The sequence below is a fragment of the Streptomyces sp. Ag109_O5-10 genome (assembly GCF_900105755.1).
In the GTDB taxonomy this organism is placed as follows: domain Bacteria; phylum Actinomycetota; class Actinomycetes; order Streptomycetales; family Streptomycetaceae; genus Streptomyces.
The window spans coordinates 8,632,044-8,650,225 of the sequence record NZ_FNTQ01000001.1 but is presented as its reverse complement, the minus strand read 5'-3'; the positions used below and the strand labels follow the sequence as shown (position 1 = coordinate 8,650,225).

Here is an 18,182-nt window from a genome sequence, read left to right as displayed (position 1 = left end):
AGTCTCGATCCCGCCGCCCGGCCCGCCGGCCTGTGATCAGCCGCCGACCTGCTGGTTGTAGCCGTCCACGATGTTCTGCAGGGCCTTGTCGGCCGACTGCTGGCCGTTGACCGCCTTGCCGAGCTCCGTCTTGGTCGGGTCGGTGGTGAGGCTCTTGCCCTTCAGCGCCCACTCGGTCTGCGCGTTGTTGAAGTAGCCCGAGATCGGGTCGTAGAGCGGGATCTCCTCGTTGTACAGCTTGAACGCCGCCTGCGCCGCGTCGGAGGTGAAGGGGTACTTCGGGCTCAGGCCGCTCTCGACGGGGAGGAACCCGGAGGTCTCGACCAGCTCGGTGTACTGCTTCGGGTCGTACACCCAGGACATGAACTTCTTCGCGGCGGTGGCCGCGGCGCCGTTGTTGTTGAAGCCCACCATCATGCCGCCGCTGTTGACGTCACTGGCCTGTACCGGCTGGGCGGGGGTCGGGACGCTCGCCCACTGGAACTTCTTGATGCTGTCCGCGAAGGAGGCGACCTGCCACACGCCGGACCAGTAGGCGACCACGTCACCGCTCTGGAACATGGCGGACGGGTCGGCGCCGCTGGTCCACACCGACTTCGGCATGGTCTTGTCGTCGTTGAGCCCGACGAAGTACTTGACGGCCTTCTTGGTCGCGTCGTCCACCGAGAACTTGCCGGAGGAGTCGGCGTGGACGTACTTGCCGCCCATCTCGTACACCATGGCGCGCAGCCGGGACGGCGACTGGTCGAAGGTGAGCGAGTACTTGGCGCCGGTCTTCTGCCGGACCTTGTCGGCCGCCGCGACGAACTCGGTCCAGGTCCAGGTGTCCGAGGGCGAGGCCGGGACGGAGACGCCGGCCTTCTCGAACAGCGTCTTGTTGATGAACAGGCCGGAGGCGGTCACGTCCGAGGGGATGGACAGCACCTTCCCGGACGAGTCCTTGGCGAGGAAGTTGGCGTTGATGTTGTAGCTCTTGTTGTCGGCGACGGAGCTGAGGTCGATCAGCTTGTTCGACCAGATCGGGTCGAGCGCCGGCACGTCCGCGACGTCGGGCAGCGAGTTCGCCTGAGCGGCGTTGTGGAGCTTCGTCGGGTAGCCGTCGTAGGGGATGTTGACCAGCTTGACGTCGACGCCGGCTTCCTTCTTGTACTGCGCCACCAGCTTCTTCCAGCCCGCGTCCTGTCCCGGGACCGTGGAGATCCAGAACGTCAGCGACTTGGAGGTCCCGCCCGAGCCGGAGCCCGACCCGCAGGCGGAGAGCAGCAGAGCTCCTGCCGAGGCCACGGCAGCGAGGGGAATCAGGCGGCGCATACCGCCGCGGCCGAGTCGGCTGGTGCGCCGCACACCCACAGTGGTCATCTTCGATCCCATTTCGTCGAACGGACGGAGCACGGCGCCGACTGGGGCGGCACTGGTGCATTTTGAAGGAAAAGTCGCTTTCCGGGTCGCGGCCTCGCCCGGCCGCATCGTCCACGCGGAGTGAGGTCCCCGGCCGTCCTGGCCGTCACCGCACGGGCACGCCCTCGTGCGGTTGCCGTACGTCGTGTACGGGCTGGGAGGCTCGCCCCAAGCCGGCGTCCCGGCCGACTTAGAAAGCGCTTGTCCGGACATTGGCAGACCGATCAGGAGGCCGTCAATCCTTCACCCGCGCGCCTTCGGTCACGGTTTGGACTCCCTTGGCGACGGCGAGCCGGGCGGCCCCGAGCACGGTACCGAGATCGCCGATCTGGCTGCTGACCACCTCGGTGGGCCAGCTCAGCCGCCCCAGCTCGGCCCGCACCCCGGGCAGGAGCTGCGGGTCCGCGCCCGTGCTGCCGCCCAGCACGATCAGCCCCGGGTCCAGTACGGCGGCCACCGCGGCGGCCAGCCGGCCCACGTCGGTGGCGTGCCGGGCGACCAGGGCCTGTGCGGGCTCCCGGCCCTGGGCCGCCAGCGCGAAGAGCCGCTCGGCGGTGCGCGGGCACGGACCGTCGGTTTCCGGCCACGCCTCGCAGGCCCGGCGCAGCAGGGCCTGCGAGCCGACATAGGCCTCCAGGGCCTCCTGGCGGGGCTCCCGGCCGTCGTCCCAGGGATAGGGCAGCCGGGCGAGCTCACCGGCCGCGCCGTTGGCGCCGCGCAGCACGTGTCCGCCGATGACGACACCCAGACCGATACCGACGCCGATCCGCAGGTAGCCGAAGGTGTGGCGGCCCCGGGCCGCGCCCTCGTGGAGCTCGGCGAGGGCCGCGCAGTTCACGTTGTTCTCCAGGTGGACGGGGACCCCCGGCGGCAGGGCGACGGAGACCGCGTCGAAGACGGGCCCGGCCTTGGCGGTCGCCGGGCGCATGCCGGTGCCTGCCAGGTCGGGGGCGGTGACGTCACCGACGGCGACGACGATGGCCCGCAACGGGGCGCCCGCCGGCAGCGCGGCCAGCGCCTCGCGGACGGCGTCGGCGGCCCGGGTGCGGGGCGTGTCCGCCTCGGCGAGCAGGGTGCCGTCCAGGGCGCAGGCGCGGACCCGGGTACGGGCCGGGCCGAGGTCGACGGCGAGGACGGAGCCGGCGGCGGGCCCGAGGCCGTAGACGGCGGCGGAGCGGCCGGTGCCGCTGGAGGCGGTGCCCGCGTGGGTGGCGAGCCCGGCCCCCTCCAGCTCCGCGACGGCGGCGGAGACCGTCGGTTTGGACAGGCCCGCGAGGCTCGCGAGCTGCGGCCGGGTGGCGCTGCCGGCCTGGGTCAGTACGGCGAAGACCGCGCCGGCGCTCTCGGTGAGCCGGGGGCCCTCAGCCACGACGTGTTCCACAGTTCCCCCATGGGTCAGGGGCCGCGCTCCCCCGGAGGCGGGAGATGCGGCGATGCGGTGCCGTTGTGCCGCGCGGTTCTGGCCTCGACAGCGTCCCGTTGATCGAGTCCGCGGCAACTCTTGACGCACTGTACTTCGTTAGTTAACTTCCTAACGAAGTACACGGTACTCGCCTGCCGTGCTCCGCAAGAAGCCCGTCCCGGGGCTTCCCGACGTGCCCAACTCCTGTCCGGCCAGACACGGTTCGCCCGCCGTCGCAGCCAGTCGCTCCGCTGGAAGTGCCGCGATGCGCCGTCGTTCGCCCTCGGCGCCATCGTGGCTGTTCGCACCGTTCCTCCCCCAGGCCTTCGGCCGGGGGTGCCCCGAGCGCCTCTTCGGGGCGCTGTCGAACGGCGGCGGACTTCGGCTCGGGGCCAGACTCTTCGGCGCTCTTCGCCCAGCCGACGAAAGAGGATCCGTGCAGGACACATCTTCTCCCCCGCTCGTGGTCGGGATCGACGTGGGCGGCACCAAGACCCAGCTCCGCGCCCTCGCCGGCGCGGACCGGGTCGCCGACCTCGTCCGTCCCAGCAGCGGCTGGCGGCCGCACGACGCGGCCGCCGCGGCCCGCTGGCTGGCCGCGCTGGTCCACGACGCCCTGCCCTCCGGCACCCGCCCGGCCGCCCTGGCCGTCGGCGGGCACGCCTGTGAGACCCCCCGTCAGTGCGCCGGCATCGCCAACGCCCTGCGGGACCTCCTCGGCGTACCGGTCCGGGTGGTGGGCGACGCCGAGCTCCTCGTCCCCGCCGCCGGCCTGGACAAGGGGGTCGGTCTGGTCGCCGGTACCGGCTCGGTGGCGGTCGGCCGGCAGTCCGACGGCAGCCCCGTGCAGGTGGGCGGCTGGGGTGCGGTCCTCGGTGACGAGGGCGGCGCCGCCGGACTCGTCCGGGACGCCGCCCGTGCCGTCTGGGCCGCGCACGACCGCGGCGAGGCCCCCGACGCCCTCGCGGCCGGACTCGTCGCCGCCTTCGAGGTGCCGGAGGTCCCCGCGCTCGGCGCCGCCCTCGAAGGCGCCACCGACGTCTCCGCCGAGTGGGGCCGGCACGCCCCGGTGCTCTTCGCCGCGGCCGACGCGGGCTCCCGGCTCGCCGCGGCGGTGATAGCCGACGGCGGCCGCGCCCTCGCCGGCCTGGTGGCGCGGCTGGCCGCGCGCGGTCTCGCGGTGGACGACGTGGTGGTCGCGGGCGGCACGATCCTGTCCCAGCCGCGTCTGTACGACGCCTTCGCCACCGCGCTCGCCGAGGCCGTACCCGGCGCGCGACCGCAGCCGTTGCGGTGCCCGCCGGTCGAGGGAGCGGTGGCGCTGGCGCGTTCGGTCCGGTGAGAAACCCTTCCGCAGCCCGTCGGGTCCCGCCGCACCGGACCACGGGTCGTCCGAGGCCGCGAACACGCAGGTCCGGGGCGGTTCTTCCGGCGAACCACAGAGCCGCCGTTCAACTCCGGGTCACACGGCGGCCGTCGGGCGATGGCCGCCGGGACACGAACTCGCCCTAGAACTGCGCTCGTTCAACGCTCTTCCCTCGCGAACCCACACGCTCGCGCGCACCCGGAGCACCGGCCGTCCGCGTGAACTCCCCCAGCATTCGAGAGAGGCACACCCATGCCGTCACCTGCCGGGCAACACTCCGCCGCCCCGACCCGTGGACCCGCCGTCGGCCGACGGGGATTCCTGAAGACCTCGCTCGGCGCGTCGGCCGGTGTGCTGGCGGCCCCGACCTTCGTCGGCTGGCTCGCGGCCGCCGACGCCAAGGCCGCCACGCCCCTGGCGTTCGTCGACGACTACAAGACGAACATCAGCACCAACGTGACCGCCGACACCAACGCGGTGGTCCGCATCCTCGGCGGCTTCGCGCGGGTCTGGAAGACCGGTGCCGCCTGGAACACCGGCACCGTGCTGCGCGCCGACATCCTGCGCGACAACATGCGCTACTGCGCGAAGATCACCCGGAAGCGCAGCGCCGCCGACGCGAAGAAGGCGTTCATCTACGACCGCCAGCACCAGAGTTACGCCATGATCGCCGGCCTCGGCCCGCTCGCCGGCCTCTACCGGGCCGGTGCCCTCGCGGTCACCTCGATCACCAGCGCCCCCGACGGCACGCCCGCCACCACGGTCAGCGACGCCGTCCCGGCCGGCGCCCCGGCGGGCGCGGCGCTCGGCGCGGGCTCACACGACTCGGCGCTGGGCAAGGTGGCCACCCTGGTCGACACCCTGCGCGGCACCTACGCGTCCGGCAACCCGTCCAAGTACGCCTACCAGTACCCCCGTCCGTGGCGGATGAACGAGGACAGCCAGGTCGTCGACACCGGGACGACGGACGCGTACGGCTTCCCGGTCTACGACTCCGAGGTGGCCGTCGCCCCGCAGCTGCTGCGCCAGCGCAGCACCTCCCCCACCGACGACGGAGGCTTCCCCTCCGGCCACACCAACGCCTTCCACCTGGCGGGCCTGGCCTACGCGTACGCCGTGCCGGAGCGCTTCCAGGAGCTGGTCACCCGCGCCCTGGAGCTGAGCGACACCCGGATCGTCGCGGGTATGCACAACACGGTCGACGTGATCGGCGGCCGCATCATGGCCACCGCGCTCGCCGCCGCCACCCTCGCCGACCCGGCCAACGCCGACCTCAAGGCGGCCGCCCGCGCCCAGGCCCTCGCCTACTTCGCGGCGCAGACCGGCTCCACCGCCGACACCCTGTACGCCTACGCCCACTCGGCCGGCACCGCGGCCGACCCGTACGCCGACCGCGCGGCCAACGAGCGCGCGACCATCCCCCGGCTGACGTACATCCTGGACCGGGAGGGCCGCGAGCTGCCGTTCGACGTGCCCAAGGGCGCGGAGGTGCTGCTGGAGACGCGGCAGCCGTACCTCACGGCCGACCAGCGCCGCGAGGTACTGCGCACGACCGGCCTGCCCTCCGGGTACGTGCTGCTGGACGGCCCGGAGCAGTGGGGCCGCCTCAACCTGTTCGCCGCCGCGGACGGTTACGGCGCCTTCGACGCGGACGTCACGGTCGCCCTGGACGCGGCGGCCGGCGGCTTCGCGGCGGCGGACACCTGGCGCAACGACATCGACGGCCACGGCGGTCTGACCAAGAACGGCACCGGCACGCTGACCCTGACCGGCGACAACGACTACCGGGGCGGCACCGTGCTGGCCGCCGGCACCCTGGTCGCCGCGTCCGAGAAGGCACTGGGCCGCGGTGACGTCCGGGTCTCGGCGGGCACCCTGCGGGTCGTCTCGGAGCTGTTCGTGCGCGGCACGTACACGCAGGACGCGGGCACCCTCGCCATCACCCTGGCCAAGGGGGGCAAGGCGCCGCTGACGGTGAAGCACCTGGCCGTCCTCGGCGAGGGCGCCACCCTGTCCCTCACCCTCGACACCGAACACCCGCCGGCCGTGGGCAGCACCCTGCCGGTCGTCGACGCGCCGCGGCTGCGCGGCCAGTTCGACAAGGTGGAGCTGAACTCCGCCACGCTGCGAGCCGTACCCGTGTACACGGCAGACGGTCTGTCGGTACGACTCGTGAAGCGGTGACGCGCCCGGTGGCGGGAGCGATGCGACAGTAGGGCCCATGACTGCTCGTGATCGCTCCCGTCACCGCGGGCCAGGTGTCCCCGCGGGGCGGATGATGGCAAGCGAACAGCAGTCGGTCCTCGAACCCGGTGTCCCCGGCCTCCCCGCCGGCCCCGGTCCCCTTCCCCGGCCCGCCCCCGCGGCCCGGCTGACCGCCGCCCTGCGCACCCGTCGCCGGTGGCTGGTGCCGGTCCTCGCGGTGCTGCTGCTGGCCCAGATGGCGGCGGCCATGGTGACCACCGCGGTCCAGCAGACGCCCACCGTCGACGAGCCGGTCTACGTGGCCACGGCCACCGACTACCTCCACGAGCACCGGCTGCGCTACAACACCGAGCACCCGCCGCTCGGCAAGCTCGTGATCATGGCCGGGATCGCGGTCGCCGACCCGCACTACGACCCGTCGTACCGCGGCGACCAGGGGCAGGTGGGCCGGCATCTGCTGTACGCGTCCGGCAACGACCCCTGGCGGGTGATGCTGTGGGCGCGGCTGCCGGTGATCGTGCTGACGCTGCTGTTCGGCCTGGTGGCGTTCGCCTTCGCCCGCGAGGTCCTCGGTACGGCGGCCGGCTTGTCGGCGCTCGCCCTGTACTGCTTCTCGCCGGACGTCATCGCGCACGGCTCGCTGGCCACCCTGGACGTGCCGTCGGCCGGGTTCGTGCTGACGTCGGCGTGGCTGGTGTGGCGGGCCCGCCGCCGGCCCCGGCTGTACCTGCCCCTGGCGGGGGCCGCGCTGGGGGCCTCGGTGGCGACGAAGATGAGCGCGCTGCCCGCGATTCCGGTGCTCGTGGCGCTGGCGGTGGTCTCGGTGTGGGGGGCGCGCCCGGGCCGTGCGCTGCGCGCCGTCGCGGCCGCGGTCGTGGTGACGGTGACGGCGGTCGTCGTCGTGTGGCTCTCCTACCTGGCGGTCGATCCCCGGCTGCGTGCGCTGTCCGCCGAGCCGGTGCCCGCGGTGCACGGCCTGCGGGGCCTGCTGACCGGCCTGCTGCCCTTCCCGGCGTCCTACCGGGACGGCATGCGGATGCAGTTCGCGCTGGAGGACTACCCCTGGCAGGGCTATCTGTTCGGGCACCTCTACACCGGCTCCCGCTGGTACTACCTGCCGGCCGCCCTGCTCGTGAAGACCCCGCTCGGCATGCTGGCGCTGTGGGCGGCGGGTGCCGTCGCGCTGGTGGCGGTGCGGCGGCTGCGACGGGCCGCGCCCTACGTGCTGGTGCCGCCGGCCGTGCTGCTGGCCTCGGCGATGACCGGGTCGCGGGATTTCGGGACGCGGTACGCGGTCTTCATGCCGATGTTCCTCGCGGTGGCCGGGGCCGCGGCCCTGACGGTGCGCCGGCGCTGGGCACGGCCGGTGGGCGGGGCGCTGGTGCTGTTCGTCGCCGTGAGTTCGCTGCGGACGTTCCCGTTCTATCTGCCGTACGCCAACGAAACGTTCGGGGGTCCGGCGAAGACGCATCTGTGGCTGCACGACTCCAACGTGGACTGGGGGCAGGACCTGGGCAGGCTCGCCGACCGGCTCGCGGAGCGCTACCCGGGCGAGCGGATCTGGCTGGTCTACAAGGGCAGTGGCGTCCCGGCGTACTACGGGATCCATGCCGCCGACCCCCGCAAGGTGCCGCCCGGGCAGGTGCACGGCCTGCTGGTCGTCTCGGACTCGTCGGCCGCCAAGGCCCGGGGCAGGCTGGCCGAATTGATCGACACCAGCCGTCCGGTCGATGATGTCGGTCATTCGATCACCATCTATCGGCGATGACCGTACGATCCATCCGATCCACCGACGAGGCCCACCGCATCCGTCGCCGGTGAGCGCCGGAATCCCGGTGCTGTTTCCGCATCCCGGGCGTCCGGCGCCGGGACGGTCCGGCGTACCGCACAACCCCTGGTCACCACGGTCCGTGAGCTATGTTGAGTCCTCGTGGGAGACAAAGGAGGCGCTTCGGTGCCATCGCCGCAGCAGGCACGTGCACAGGCATCCGCGATCACCTCGGGCAAAACCGTGCCGGAGGCGGAGGCCGCGCCCACCTCCCAGCTCCGCGAACTCTTCGACGGTCCCCGCCTCTCCCCCGGCCAGCGCCGCATCGCCCAGTACCTGATCGACCACATCACCGAGGCGGCCTTCCTGTCGATCACCGACCTGGCCGAGCGGGTCGGGGTCAGCCAGCCGTCGGTGACCCGGTTCGCGGGCGCGGTCGGCTTCAGCGGGTACCCTGCGCTGCGCGAGCGGCTCCAGTCGATCGCGCTGCGCACCCTGGCCGGCGGCACCGGGGCCGCCACCGAGCAGCGCAGCAACGAGCTGCAGGCCGCCGTGGACGCCGAGATCGAGAACCTGGAGAACCTGCGCCGGGACTTCGCCGACCCGGACCGGGTGATCTGGATCGGCCGCGAGCTGTCCCAGTCGTCGCCGCTGACCGTGCTGGGCCTGCGCATCTCCGTCTCGCTGGCTGAGTACTTCGCCTACGCCGCCCGCCGTATCCACCCCGATGTCCGGCTGGTGACCCGGGGCGGCAGCGTGGCGTACGACGCGCTGCTGCAGTCCCGCGAGGCGGGCGGCACCTGGGTGCTGGCGTTCGGCATGCCGCGGCACGCGCAGGAGACGCTGACCGCGATCCGGGTGGCGCGCACGGCGGGGCTGCGGGTGGCGCTGGTGACCGATCTGGCGCTCGGCGCGCTCGCCGACGAGGCCGACGTCACCTTCAGCACCGGCATCGGGTCCCGCCTGGTCTTCGACACCTACGCGGCGCCCGGTCTGATGGCCGCCGCCCTGCTCCAGGCCATGACCGATGCCGATCCCGAGCGCACCCAGGCCCGGCTTGAGGAGTACGAGCAGGTCGCCGAGGAACACCAGTTCTTCCTCAAGGACTGACCCGGATCCGATCCCCGCGGGACCTCGTAAGGGGAGTATTCACCTCATTTCCCGCATGAATGTTTTCATGCGTCTTGCAAACCGGACGGCATATATAAATACTGCTCACGGATCACCCACCCGGCCCACTCCGGGCATGTTCCGCACCCGAGGACGCACCGCTCGCACCCGCCCCGAGAAAGCCGACGGACCGCCCATGCGCACGCAGCACCACCCGCAGTGCCGGCGGCCGGCGTCCGGGGCCTCGCGCGGACACCCCCAGCCGCCGTCTCCTACCCGCGTCGGCGCCGGGGATGTTCGAACGGGCATCGCCTGCGCGATCCGCCCGCGGCGGCTTCGGCCATCCCCTAGGCCGGAGCCGCCAAGACCTCCGTCGAGCACCCTCACGACGCCGCACACCCGGAAGCGATGATCATGACTCTGACGACGACCGCGCGCATCAGCCCAGACTGGCCCTGCCAGGTGAAGGCACCGGGCAGTTACGACTGGGAGCGCTCCGCCGCGAAATGGCTGCGCGAGCTGGTCCCGGCCCGCTACGCCAGCTATCCGGCACTGATCCGGCACCCCGTGCTGCTCGCCCGGCACGCGCAGATCCAGGTCCAGCAGGAGGTCCGGGTGGCGCGCACGGCGCTGCAGACCGCACGGGCCGAGCTGCCCCTGCTGGGCCTGCCGGAGTCGGTCATCGAGCACACCATCAAGCTGTACGCGGCGGAGGTCATGCAGCTGCAGCACATCGCCCGCAGCGTCCGCGTGGTCACCGAGGCGCTCGTCGGGCACAGCACCGGACGCTGACCACATCCGTCCACGGATGCCCATGTCCTGCACAGCTCGGGTACAGGCGTGATCGAGAGCCCCGTCCTGTGCCATGCTCGATCCGTGACGAGCGAGTACGTGCCTGCCGTGGACTCCGGTGCCGTCGCCGAGCCGGCGGCCCTGGCCAGGATCGTGTCCAGGCAGCGCGCCGAGCTGGACCGGCTGCGGGAGTCGGCCGCCACTTCCGCGGTGGTGGAGCGTGCCAAGGGTGCTCTGATGGCCACCGCGGGCTGCTCCCCCGACGCCGCGCACGAGGCGCTGGCGCAACGGGCCGAGGCCGGGAACCGCACGCTGCTGGAGGAGTGCTGGCTCACCCTCGGCGCCCTGATGCCCACCCCGCCCGCCGCCACGGCCCCCGCCCCCGAACCGCTCGCCCCCAACCCGTCTCCCGGGGCGCCCGCCCCGACCGGGACCGCCGAGGTCCTCAGCCGCCTCGGCAGGGCCCTGCTGCACGTCGGCTCCCGGCAGGAACTGGCCGAGGTGCTCCACGAGCACCTGGCACCCCGGATCGACGCCGACGCGGTGCTGCTCTACCGGCGGCTGCCCAGCGGCGGGCTCGAACTCGCCGGGCACGCGGGCCTCGACGCCACGCTCGCCACCCGGTGGCACAAGGTGCCGCCGCTGCGGGGTATCGCCCCCCTGGAGGTGCTGACGGCGGGCGAGCCGCTCTGGCTGGAGCACTTCGCCGAGGACCGGCAGGTGTACCAGCTCATCGACGAGCCGCCCGGGCACTGGCGGTCCCGGGCCTGGGTACCGGTCACGGCGGACACGGTCCTCGGGGTACTGCGTCGCCCCGAGGCCGCCTTCGGACAGGCGGACCGTGAGCTGCTGCAGTCGGTCGCCCGGCTCGTCGCCGGCCACCTCGGCGTCCCCGCGGCGCCGGTGACCTCGGACCTCGCCACGGCGGTGCAGCCGGTCCTCGACGCCCTGCCGGGAGCCACGGTCCTGCTGGTCCCGCTGCGCACCGCCGCCGGGGAGGTGGAGGACTACCGCATCGAGGCTGCCACTCCGGGGGCCGTCGACATCCTGGGCCGCACCGGCCGGGAGCTGATCGGCTCGCACGTCCTGGAGAGCTATCCCTCCGTCGCCGGCGAGTCGCTCTGGCAGGCCTACCTGAAGGTGCTCGCCGGAGGCGAGCCGTACGAGGGCGAGCCGTTCGTCTACGAGGAGATCGTCGCGGGGGTGACCGTGACGGCCACCTACTCGGTGCGCGCGGCGCGGCTCGGCGACGGGCTGCTGGTGACCTGGCTGCGGCACGACACCGAGGAGCGGCAGGAGCAGCGGCTGGCGGAGCTGCAGCGGCTGGGCAACCTCGGCTGGGCGAACTGGAACCTGGTCACCCGCCAGGTCAACTGGTCGTCCCAGGTGTACACCATCCTGGGCCGCGACCCGGGACGCGGCGCGGTGCCGCTGGACCTGCTGCCGGACCTGGTACTTCCCGAGGACGCCCACGCGCTGGCCCGGGCCGTCACCGAACTCGCCCGTACCGGCCGGTCGTTCGACGTGCCGTTCCGGATCAGGACCGGGAACGCGGTACGGCATCTGAGGGCGGTCGCGGAAGCGGTGAGCGGCACGGACGGGACGGTCGTCGAGGTGCACGGCTTCGTGCAGGACCTCACCGCGCAGCGCAGCGCCGAGCTCGCGCTGGTGGACAGCGAACGCGCGATCCTCGTGCAGCGCGGCGTCCTGGACGCCGAGCGTGCGCTCGCCGCCCGGCTCCAGCACGCGCTGCTGCCGCTGCCCAGCAACCCGGTGCAGCTGCACGGGCTGCACGTCGAGGTCGCCTACCTGCCCGCACAGACGGGGGTGCACGTCGGCGGGGACTGGTTCAGCGCCATCGAACTGCCCGACGAGGCCGCGCTGTTCGTGGTCGGCGACGTCGCGGGCCACGGTGTCGACGCCGTCGCCACGATGGCCCAGCTGCGCTTCACCGCCAAGGGCATGGTGAGTACCGGCTCCTCGCTGACCGGTGCGCTGGCCCGGCTCAACTTCCTGCTCCTGCACTCGCGCGACGCCCAGTCCACCGCGACACTCGTCCTGGCCCGCTACGACCCCGCCGAGCGGCGTCTCGCCTGGGCCCAGGCGGGTCACCCGCCGCCGCTCCTCGTGCGCGGGGGCCGGGCCTACCGCCTCGACCGTCCGGCCGGCATGCTGCTCGGTGCGTCGGCGAATCCGGTCTACGAGTCGGCCGAGTTCCAGCTGGAGCCCGGCGACCGGCTGCTGCTGTACACCGACGGGCTGGTCGAGCGGCTGGGCGAGGACATCGACGCGGGCCTGGACCGTCTGGCGGCGGCCGCGCTCGCCGCCGGACCCGCCTCCCTGGACGACCTCCTCGCCGCGATGCTGACGGGCGAACGGCGCGACGACGTGTGCGTGCTGGACATCCGGGTGCCGGTGGAGGGCGAGGAGCAGCCGCCGCCCCGGGCGGTCAGCCACCGCTGAGGCCGGTGCGGGACTCCAGGGCGCGGCGGGTGTCGTCGCCGTAGACACCGCGTTCGTCGCCGCTGATGCCGTACCAGACCTGGAACCGCTCCACGGCGGCGGTCAGGGCGGCGTCGTAGGTGCCGCCGGTGGAACCGTCGCGGTAGACGTCCGGGATGCGCAGCAGGCGTTGCTCCAGCTCGACGACCCCGGGGCCGGTGTCGCCCTGGCGGAGGGTGCCGGCGCCGTCGGGGTCGGTGGAGGTGTCCGACGCCGGCGGGGTGGAGACCGGTGCCGTGCTGGCCGACCCGGACGGCTGCGCGGCCTCGGCTGTGCCCTCCCGGCCGGGCAGCAGCAACGCACAGCCGAAGCCGACCAGGGCGGCCGCGCCGACGGCCACCACGACGGCGGCCCGACGCAGTCCCGGCCCGAAGCCGAAGGCACGGGACGGGTCGGCGCCGTGGCCGTATCCGCCGCTGCCTGGCGCGGTGCGCGGGCCGTCGGTGACGGGCGGCAGTTCTTGTGTCTCGTCCTCCGTGCCGGAGCCGAAGGACCCGGCGCCGGTGCCGGAACCGGCTGCCGGTTCGAAGGCCTCGAAGTCCGCGGGGCCGCCGTTCCCCGCCGCCTTTCCTTCCTTCGCGTCTCTCGCGTCTCTCGTCGCCCGCGTCCGCTCGGCCGCCTCCGCGTCCGCGTGGAACTCCCGCATCAGCTCCGCGAGGGTGTCGAGCCGTCGGGGGCGCAGGACCCGGACCGGTTCCAGGACCGGCCCGCGGTGCGGCTGTTCAGGGTCAGGCGGTGTCGACACACTGCTCTCCTTCCACTCCCCGTGCGCACGGGGAGTCCGCGATCCCCGAGAACACATACGGGAGGAGCGCCCCACCGGTTCAGCCCGGGCTCGCGTGCGGGCCTCGGTCCGGCGGCGGAGCACTCAGTCCCCTGACCTGGTGCACTGAGTGCCATGCGGGTCGGCGGAATGCTACGTTCGCGTCCATGAGCTCCAGCAGCGTGGCACCGCCCGCCAAGCCGCCCATGCGGGACGCCCTGGTCGCGGCGGCCTTCCGGCTCTTCCTGGAGCGCGGGTACGAGCAGACGACCGTGGACGACATCGTCTCCCTCGCGGGAGTCGGGCGCCGGTCCTTCTTCCGCTACTTCCCCTCCAAGGAGGACGTGGTCTTCCCCGACCACGAGGGATGCCTGGCCGACATGACCGCCTTCCTCGCGGCCGGCGACCCGGAGTGCGAGCCGGTATGGCGGGTCTGCGACGCGGCGCGGCTGGTGCTGCGGATGTACGCGGAGAACCCGACCTTCTCGGTGCAGCGCTACCGCCTCACCAAACAGGTCCCGGGGCTGCGCGCGTACGAGCTGTCGGTGGTGTGGCGCTACGAGCGCGCGCTCGCCGAGTACCTGCGCGGCCGGTACGCCGGCCGCCCCGACGGAACGCTGCGGGCGGATGTCGTGGCGGCGGCCGTCGTCGCGGCGCACAACAACGCGCTCCGCTCCTGGCTGCGTTCGGACGGCCGGATCGACGCGGACGAGACGGTCGGCCACGCCCTCGGGTACGTGCAGGCCGCGTTCGGCACCCCGGCCGCCGGTCCCGCGGCGGCCACGGCGCCGGCCGCGCTGTTCGGCGGCCCGGCGGAACACCCGGACGACGTGGTCGTCCTCGTCTCCCGGCGGGACGCCCCGCTGTGGCGGGTGGTCCAGGAGATCGAGACCGCGTTCGGCCGCGCCTGAGACCCGGAGGACCTCGGCGCAGGGGTACGCCACATTAGGGGTACGCAGTGCCTTTACGGTTGGCACTGAGTGCCATACTCTGTCGACGTGCACGGTGGCACGGCCGACCGGGCACAGGCGTGCCCGGCCGGGTCCGGGCACGTGGGATTCCGGGCGAGCGCAGGGAGTTGACCAGCGTGTACCACCACTCGACGAGCGCCGCGCAGTCGGCGGTCGGATTCGCGACGGGCGTGCTCGACCCCGCGCCCGCGGACCGCGCCAAGGACGCCATCGTCTACCAGCGCTGCACCTGGTGCGGCACCGCGATGTACCACCGGCTGCTGTGTCCCGTGTGCCAGGGCAGCGAACTGCGGACCGAGCGCAGCGAAGGCACCGGCACGGTCCGCCACTCGACGGTGGTGCACCGCAACACGCCCGCCGCGCGCAACGTCTCCCTGATCGAGATGGCCGAGGGGTTCGTGGTCCGGGGCCGGGTCATGGGCCCGCCGATCGGCATCCACAGCGGTGACCGCGTGCGGCTCTCGACGGCCAAGGACCCGGTGCGGGGCGAGCCGGTCTTCCAGCTGCTGGACGAGCCGTACCGGGCCTGGAGCTGACGGTCGCGAACGCGGTTGCCCGGCGACCGGGGCGCCGGGCGAGGATGTGCCAATGAACGATGAATCAGCCCAGGTCGAGGCCGCGATCGCAGGCGAGCTGCGGCTCATGGATCCCGAGGTGCGCGCCTCCCGGGAGCTGGCGGCAGAGCTGCTGGACCCGGAGTTCGTGGAGGTGGGCGCGTCCGGCCGCAGGTACGGCTACGAGCAGCTGATCGCCGAACTGCCTGACAAGGCGGGCGCGTCGGCGGCCGGCCCCCGCTACGAGCCGTCCGGCATGACCGGCGTCGTCCTCGCTCCCGGGCTGGTCCTGGTGACTTTCGAGGCCCGCCTCGGCGACCGCCGTTCCCGGCACAGCTCACTGTGGCGCCGACGCGACGAGCGGAGCGGCTGGCGGATGTACTACCACCACGCCACGGTCGTACCGCCCGGCGTCGAGTGACGGTTTCCCGGCACTTGATCCAGCCACTCCCGCCACACAGGCAACCCACAGACTCGGCTCCCCGTCCTCCGGGACGCGAGGGGCTCCCCGGAACCGCCGGGGCGGCCCGCACTCGCGTTCCGAGGAGGAGGAACATTGGTCCGTACCCGGCGCATATGGGTCACCGCGGCGGCGGTGCTCGCGCTCGCGGGAGGAGTGTCCGGTACCACGGCGCACGCTCAACAGGCCCCGGCCGCAGCCGTGTCCGACGGCAAGCTGCCGCCGGGCTGGCACATCGACCGGGGACGGCAGGCGCCCCAGTTGGTGTGGCGGTCCGGCAGACGGGTGCCGATGGGGGACGCGCGGGTCGAATTCCGTGCGGACGGGCGGCTGTTGGGGGTGCCGAAACCGGAACGGGACGGGCACACCTTCCGGCTCGGCCTGGACGGGGCGCGCACGGGAGCGCTGAAGAACCTTCAGGTCTGGTCCGGCGGACGCCGGCTGGACAGCCGACCGGGCGCTGCCGTGTCCGGGCCCTCGGCGGCGGTCCGGCCCCCGGCGCAGCTGCCCGCGAATCCGGTGGACCCGGGCAGGCCCGGCCCGTACCGCACGAGGACGGGCTCGTACCGACTCGCGTCGGTGCGGCTGCCCGGGTTCTCCGTCCCGGTCGAGATGCAGGCCGTGGTGGTCGCGCCCACCGGGATCTCCGGGGCCCGCCCGCTCGCCCTGTTCCTGCACGGCCGCCATGCCACCTGCTACGCCCCGCACGGCGGCTCCGAAGACGCCTCCGGCGCCTGGCCGTGCCCGGCCGGGACGCTCCCGGTACCGAGCCACCGGGGCTATCTGCGTGACCAGCGACTGCTGGCCTCCCAGGGCTATGTGACGGTGTCGATCTCGGCCAACGGGATCAACGGCCAGGACTGGCAGGCCGAGGACGGCGGTGCGCAGGCCCGTTCCTCCCTGATCCGGCTGCACCTCGCGCACTGGGCCGACTGGGCGCGCGACCCGCGCCACGCACCCCCGGTCGTGCGCGAGGCGCCCCGCGCCGACCTCTCCCGGGTGCTGCTGATCGGCCACTCGCGGGGCGGCGAGGGCGTCAACCGGGCGGCGCTGGACAGCCTGTACCCGCCGCCGGCCGGCCAGGACGGCTACCACGGCAGAGTGCGCTGGCACGTCAGCGGGACCGTCCTGATCGGCCCGACCGTCTTCGGCCAGAACCCGGTGCCGGACGTGCCGTCGCTCACGGTCCTGCCCGGCTGCGACGGGGACGTCTCCGACCTCCAGGGCGAGGTGTACGTCGACGGCACCCGCGCGGTCAGCACGGGCAAGGCCCTGCACAGCGCGGTGTACGTGACCGGCGCCGACCACAACTTCTTCAACACCGAGTGGACGCCTGGACAGGCGCAGGCCCCCGCGGAGGACGACTTCTCCGACGACCCGGACCACCCGGACCCGGTCTGCTCCCCGCGGGCCGCGACCCGGCTGACCGCCGACCAGCAGCACCGGGCGGGCTCGACGTACATCGCGGCGGCGGCCCGGCTGTTCGTCGCGGGCGACGACAAGATCCGTCCGCTGCTGGACGGTTCGGGACGGCGGGCGCCGTCGGCGGACCCGGCGCGGGTGCTCGCGCACGCGGTCGGCGCGAACCGCGGTGCCGGGTTCCTGCCGGACGGCAAGGTGACGGTGACCGGTGGCCGGCTGTGTTCGGCGGTCGATCCCGACCCGGCGGTGGCCTGCCTGGGCGAGGGCGCCACGGGTGTCTCGCCGCACTTCGCGCAGTGGGAGACGGGACGGGAGGCGGGCCGGCACGCGATCGCGCTGCACTGGACGTCCGCCGGGTCCCCGGCCCGTGTCCGGGTGGCGCGGCCGGTCTCGCTCTTCGGTGCCGACGCGCTCGCGCTGCGGGTCTTCGTGCCGCCGAACTCCCGGGGCACTGCCCTCGACGTGTCCGTATCCGACAGCCGTGGCCGGCGGGCCACGCTGGGCCGGGTCCGCGCCGACGGCCTGCCGGGCAGCGAACGCACCGCCTCCTACTGGGCGCGTGAACTGCGGGTGCCGCTCACCGCCGCCCGCCGGGCCGGCCTCGACCTGCGGTCCGTCACGTCCCTCGACCTGACGCCGCGTTCGGGATCCGGACGGGCCTGGCTGATGGACGCCTGGGGCTGGCGGCCGGGCACCCCGGCGGTCCGCGCGGCCGCAGTTCCGCGCGTCGACGTCGGCCGGCTCACCGTCGACGAGGGCGACTCGGGCGTGCGCACCTACCACGTCCCGGTGCGGGTGTCCGGGCGGGGCAGCGGCCAGGTCCGGGTGTACGTCGTCGACCCGGCGACCGGTACCGCGAAGGACCGCCTGGTCACCGTGGGCCCCGGCGGTCACGGCATCGACGTGCCGGTCGAGGTGCGGGGCAACACCCGCTACGGCGCCGACGTGCCGTACGACGTGCTGGTCAAGGCCGTCCACGAGGCGGTCGTCGGCTCCTACCGGGGCGGGGTGACCGTACGCAACGACGATCCGGCACCCACCGTCACCGTGGCTCCGCTCGCGGACCGGGTGACCGAGGGCTCGGCCCTGAAGTGGCGGATCTCGCTGTCGGAGGCCGCGGACACGGACATCGGCGCGCTGTTCGTGCCGGTGCCGGTCGGCAGCGGCGGCACGGAACTGTCCACCAAGGACGTCGACCCCGGCTGGCTGGCCGACGCCTCCGGCGCGGATCCCGACCCGGAGCGGCCGCTGTCCCAGGTGGCCGGCCTGTACCTGTGGCTGGACGTGCCCGCGGGACAGACGAACCTCGACGTGACCGTGCCGACCGTGCGGGACCAGGTCGCGGAACTGGCCGAGTCGGTGATCTTCCGGCAGACGGACGACGGCGGGGACCCGCTGCCCGGCGGGCCGACGCTCACCGGCACGGTGCTGGACGCCTCGTAGCGCTCCGCGCGCCCTGAGGAGGCCTC

The 18,182-nt window shown here is 73.5% G+C and carries 13 protein-coding genes; 10 read left to right on the top strand and 3 right to left on the bottom strand.

All coding sequences use genetic code 11. The features are described 5' to 3' along the window. Window positions 1–36 precede the first annotated feature (36 nt). Entirely contained in the window at window positions 37–1,359 is a 1,323-nt protein-coding gene (locus BLW82_RS39425; RefSeq protein WP_093508514.1) for an ABC transporter substrate-binding protein, read from the bottom strand. A 274-nt stretch (window positions 1,360–1,633) separates the two neighbouring features. Continuing rightward, entirely contained in the window at window positions 1,634–2,767 is a 1,134-nt protein-coding gene (locus BLW82_RS39420; protein WP_256216107.1) for an ROK family transcriptional regulator, read from the bottom strand. A 469-nt stretch (window positions 2,768–3,236) separates the two neighbouring features. On the opposite strand from BLW82_RS39420, the gene BLW82_RS39415 reads away from it, so the two are divergent. The 6 genes from BLW82_RS39415 to BLW82_RS39390 all read left to right on the top strand — a co-directional run bounded on the left by BLW82_RS39415 (window position 3,237) and on the right by BLW82_RS39390 (window position 12,504). Further along, a complete protein-coding gene (locus BLW82_RS39415) occupies window positions 3,237–4,142 on the top strand; it encodes an N-acetylglucosamine kinase (RefSeq protein ID WP_093506796.1) in 906 nt (301 codons plus the stop codon). A 276-nt stretch (window positions 4,143–4,418) separates the two neighbouring features. Continuing rightward, window positions 4,419–6,350, top strand: coding sequence for a phosphatase PAP2 family protein (locus tag BLW82_RS39410; RefSeq protein WP_093506794.1), 1,932 nt, complete (start codon window positions 4,419–4,421; stop codon window positions 6,348–6,350). Window positions 6,351–6,441: 91 nt separating this feature from the next. Next, complete coding sequence (locus BLW82_RS39405; protein ID WP_093506792.1) at window positions 6,442–8,139, top strand: ArnT family glycosyltransferase; 1,698 nt, start codon at window positions 6,442–6,444, stop codon at window positions 8,137–8,139. A gap of 186 nt (window positions 8,140–8,325) precedes the next feature. Next, on the top strand, window positions 8,326–9,249 hold the full coding sequence (locus BLW82_RS39400) for a MurR/RpiR family transcriptional regulator (RefSeq protein WP_093506790.1): 924 nt from the start codon (window positions 8,326–8,328) through the stop codon (window positions 9,247–9,249). Window positions 9,250–9,657: 408 nt separating this feature from the next. Continuing rightward, complete coding sequence (locus BLW82_RS39395; RefSeq protein ID WP_093506788.1) at window positions 9,658–10,041, top strand: hypothetical protein; 384 nt, start codon at window positions 9,658–9,660, stop codon at window positions 10,039–10,041. Between the two features lie 84 nt (window positions 10,042–10,125). Beyond that, window positions 10,126–12,504, top strand: coding sequence for a SpoIIE family protein phosphatase (locus BLW82_RS39390; protein WP_256216105.1), 2,379 nt, complete (start codon window positions 10,126–10,128; stop codon window positions 12,502–12,504). Here BLW82_RS39390 and BLW82_RS39385 read toward each other — a convergent pair. Further along, entirely contained in the window at window positions 12,491–13,288 is a 798-nt protein-coding gene (locus BLW82_RS39385; protein WP_256216104.1) for a peptidoglycan-binding protein, read from the bottom strand. The two genes, BLW82_RS39390 and BLW82_RS39385, sit on opposite strands and share 14 nt — an antisense overlap. A gap of 185 nt (window positions 13,289–13,473) precedes the next feature. Between BLW82_RS39385 and BLW82_RS39380 the strand changes: the two genes are divergently transcribed. The 4 genes from BLW82_RS39380 to BLW82_RS39365 all read left to right on the top strand — a co-directional run bounded on the left by BLW82_RS39380 (window position 13,474) and on the right by BLW82_RS39365 (window position 18,156). Beyond that, window positions 13,474–14,217 carry a TetR family transcriptional regulator gene (locus BLW82_RS39380; protein ID WP_093506785.1) on the top strand — a complete coding sequence of 248 codons (744 nt, stop codon included), beginning with the start codon at window positions 13,474–13,476 and terminating at the stop codon, window positions 14,215–14,217. Window positions 14,218–14,393: 176 nt separating this feature from the next. Beyond that, window positions 14,394–14,813, top strand: a complete 420-nt coding sequence (locus BLW82_RS39375; RefSeq protein ID WP_093506783.1) for a Zn-ribbon domain-containing OB-fold protein — start codon at window positions 14,394–14,396, stop codon at window positions 14,811–14,813. A gap of 52 nt (window positions 14,814–14,865) precedes the next feature. After that, complete coding sequence (locus BLW82_RS39370) at window positions 14,866–15,252, top strand: nuclear transport factor 2 family protein (RefSeq protein ID WP_093506781.1); 387 nt, start codon at window positions 14,866–14,868, stop codon at window positions 15,250–15,252. A 135-nt stretch (window positions 15,253–15,387) separates the two neighbouring features. Further along, a complete protein-coding gene (locus BLW82_RS39365; protein ID WP_093506779.1) occupies window positions 15,388–18,156 on the top strand; it encodes an alpha/beta hydrolase in 2,769 nt (922 codons plus the stop codon). Window positions 18,157–18,182: the final 26 nt, after the last annotated feature.

Coding starts and splice junctions, on each gene's coding strand:
- BLW82_RS39425 (WP_093508514.1), bottom strand. CDS start 1,359: ATGACCACTGTGGGTGTGCGGCGCACCAGCCGACTCGGCCGCGGCGGT.
- BLW82_RS39410 (WP_093506794.1), top strand. CDS start 4,419: ATGCCGTCACCTGCCGGGCAACACTCCGCCGCCCCGACCCGTGGACCC.
- BLW82_RS39380 (WP_093506785.1), top strand. CDS start 13,474: ATGAGCTCCAGCAGCGTGGCACCGCCCGCCAAGCCGCCCATGCGGGAC.
- BLW82_RS39395 (WP_093506788.1), top strand. CDS start 9,658: ATGATCATGACTCTGACGACGACCGCGCGCATCAGCCCAGACTGGCCC.
- BLW82_RS39370 (WP_093506781.1), top strand. CDS start 14,866: ATGAACGATGAATCAGCCCAGGTCGAGGCCGCGATCGCAGGCGAGCTG.
- BLW82_RS39405 (WP_093506792.1), top strand. CDS start 6,442: ATGATGGCAAGCGAACAGCAGTCGGTCCTCGAACCCGGTGTCCCCGGC.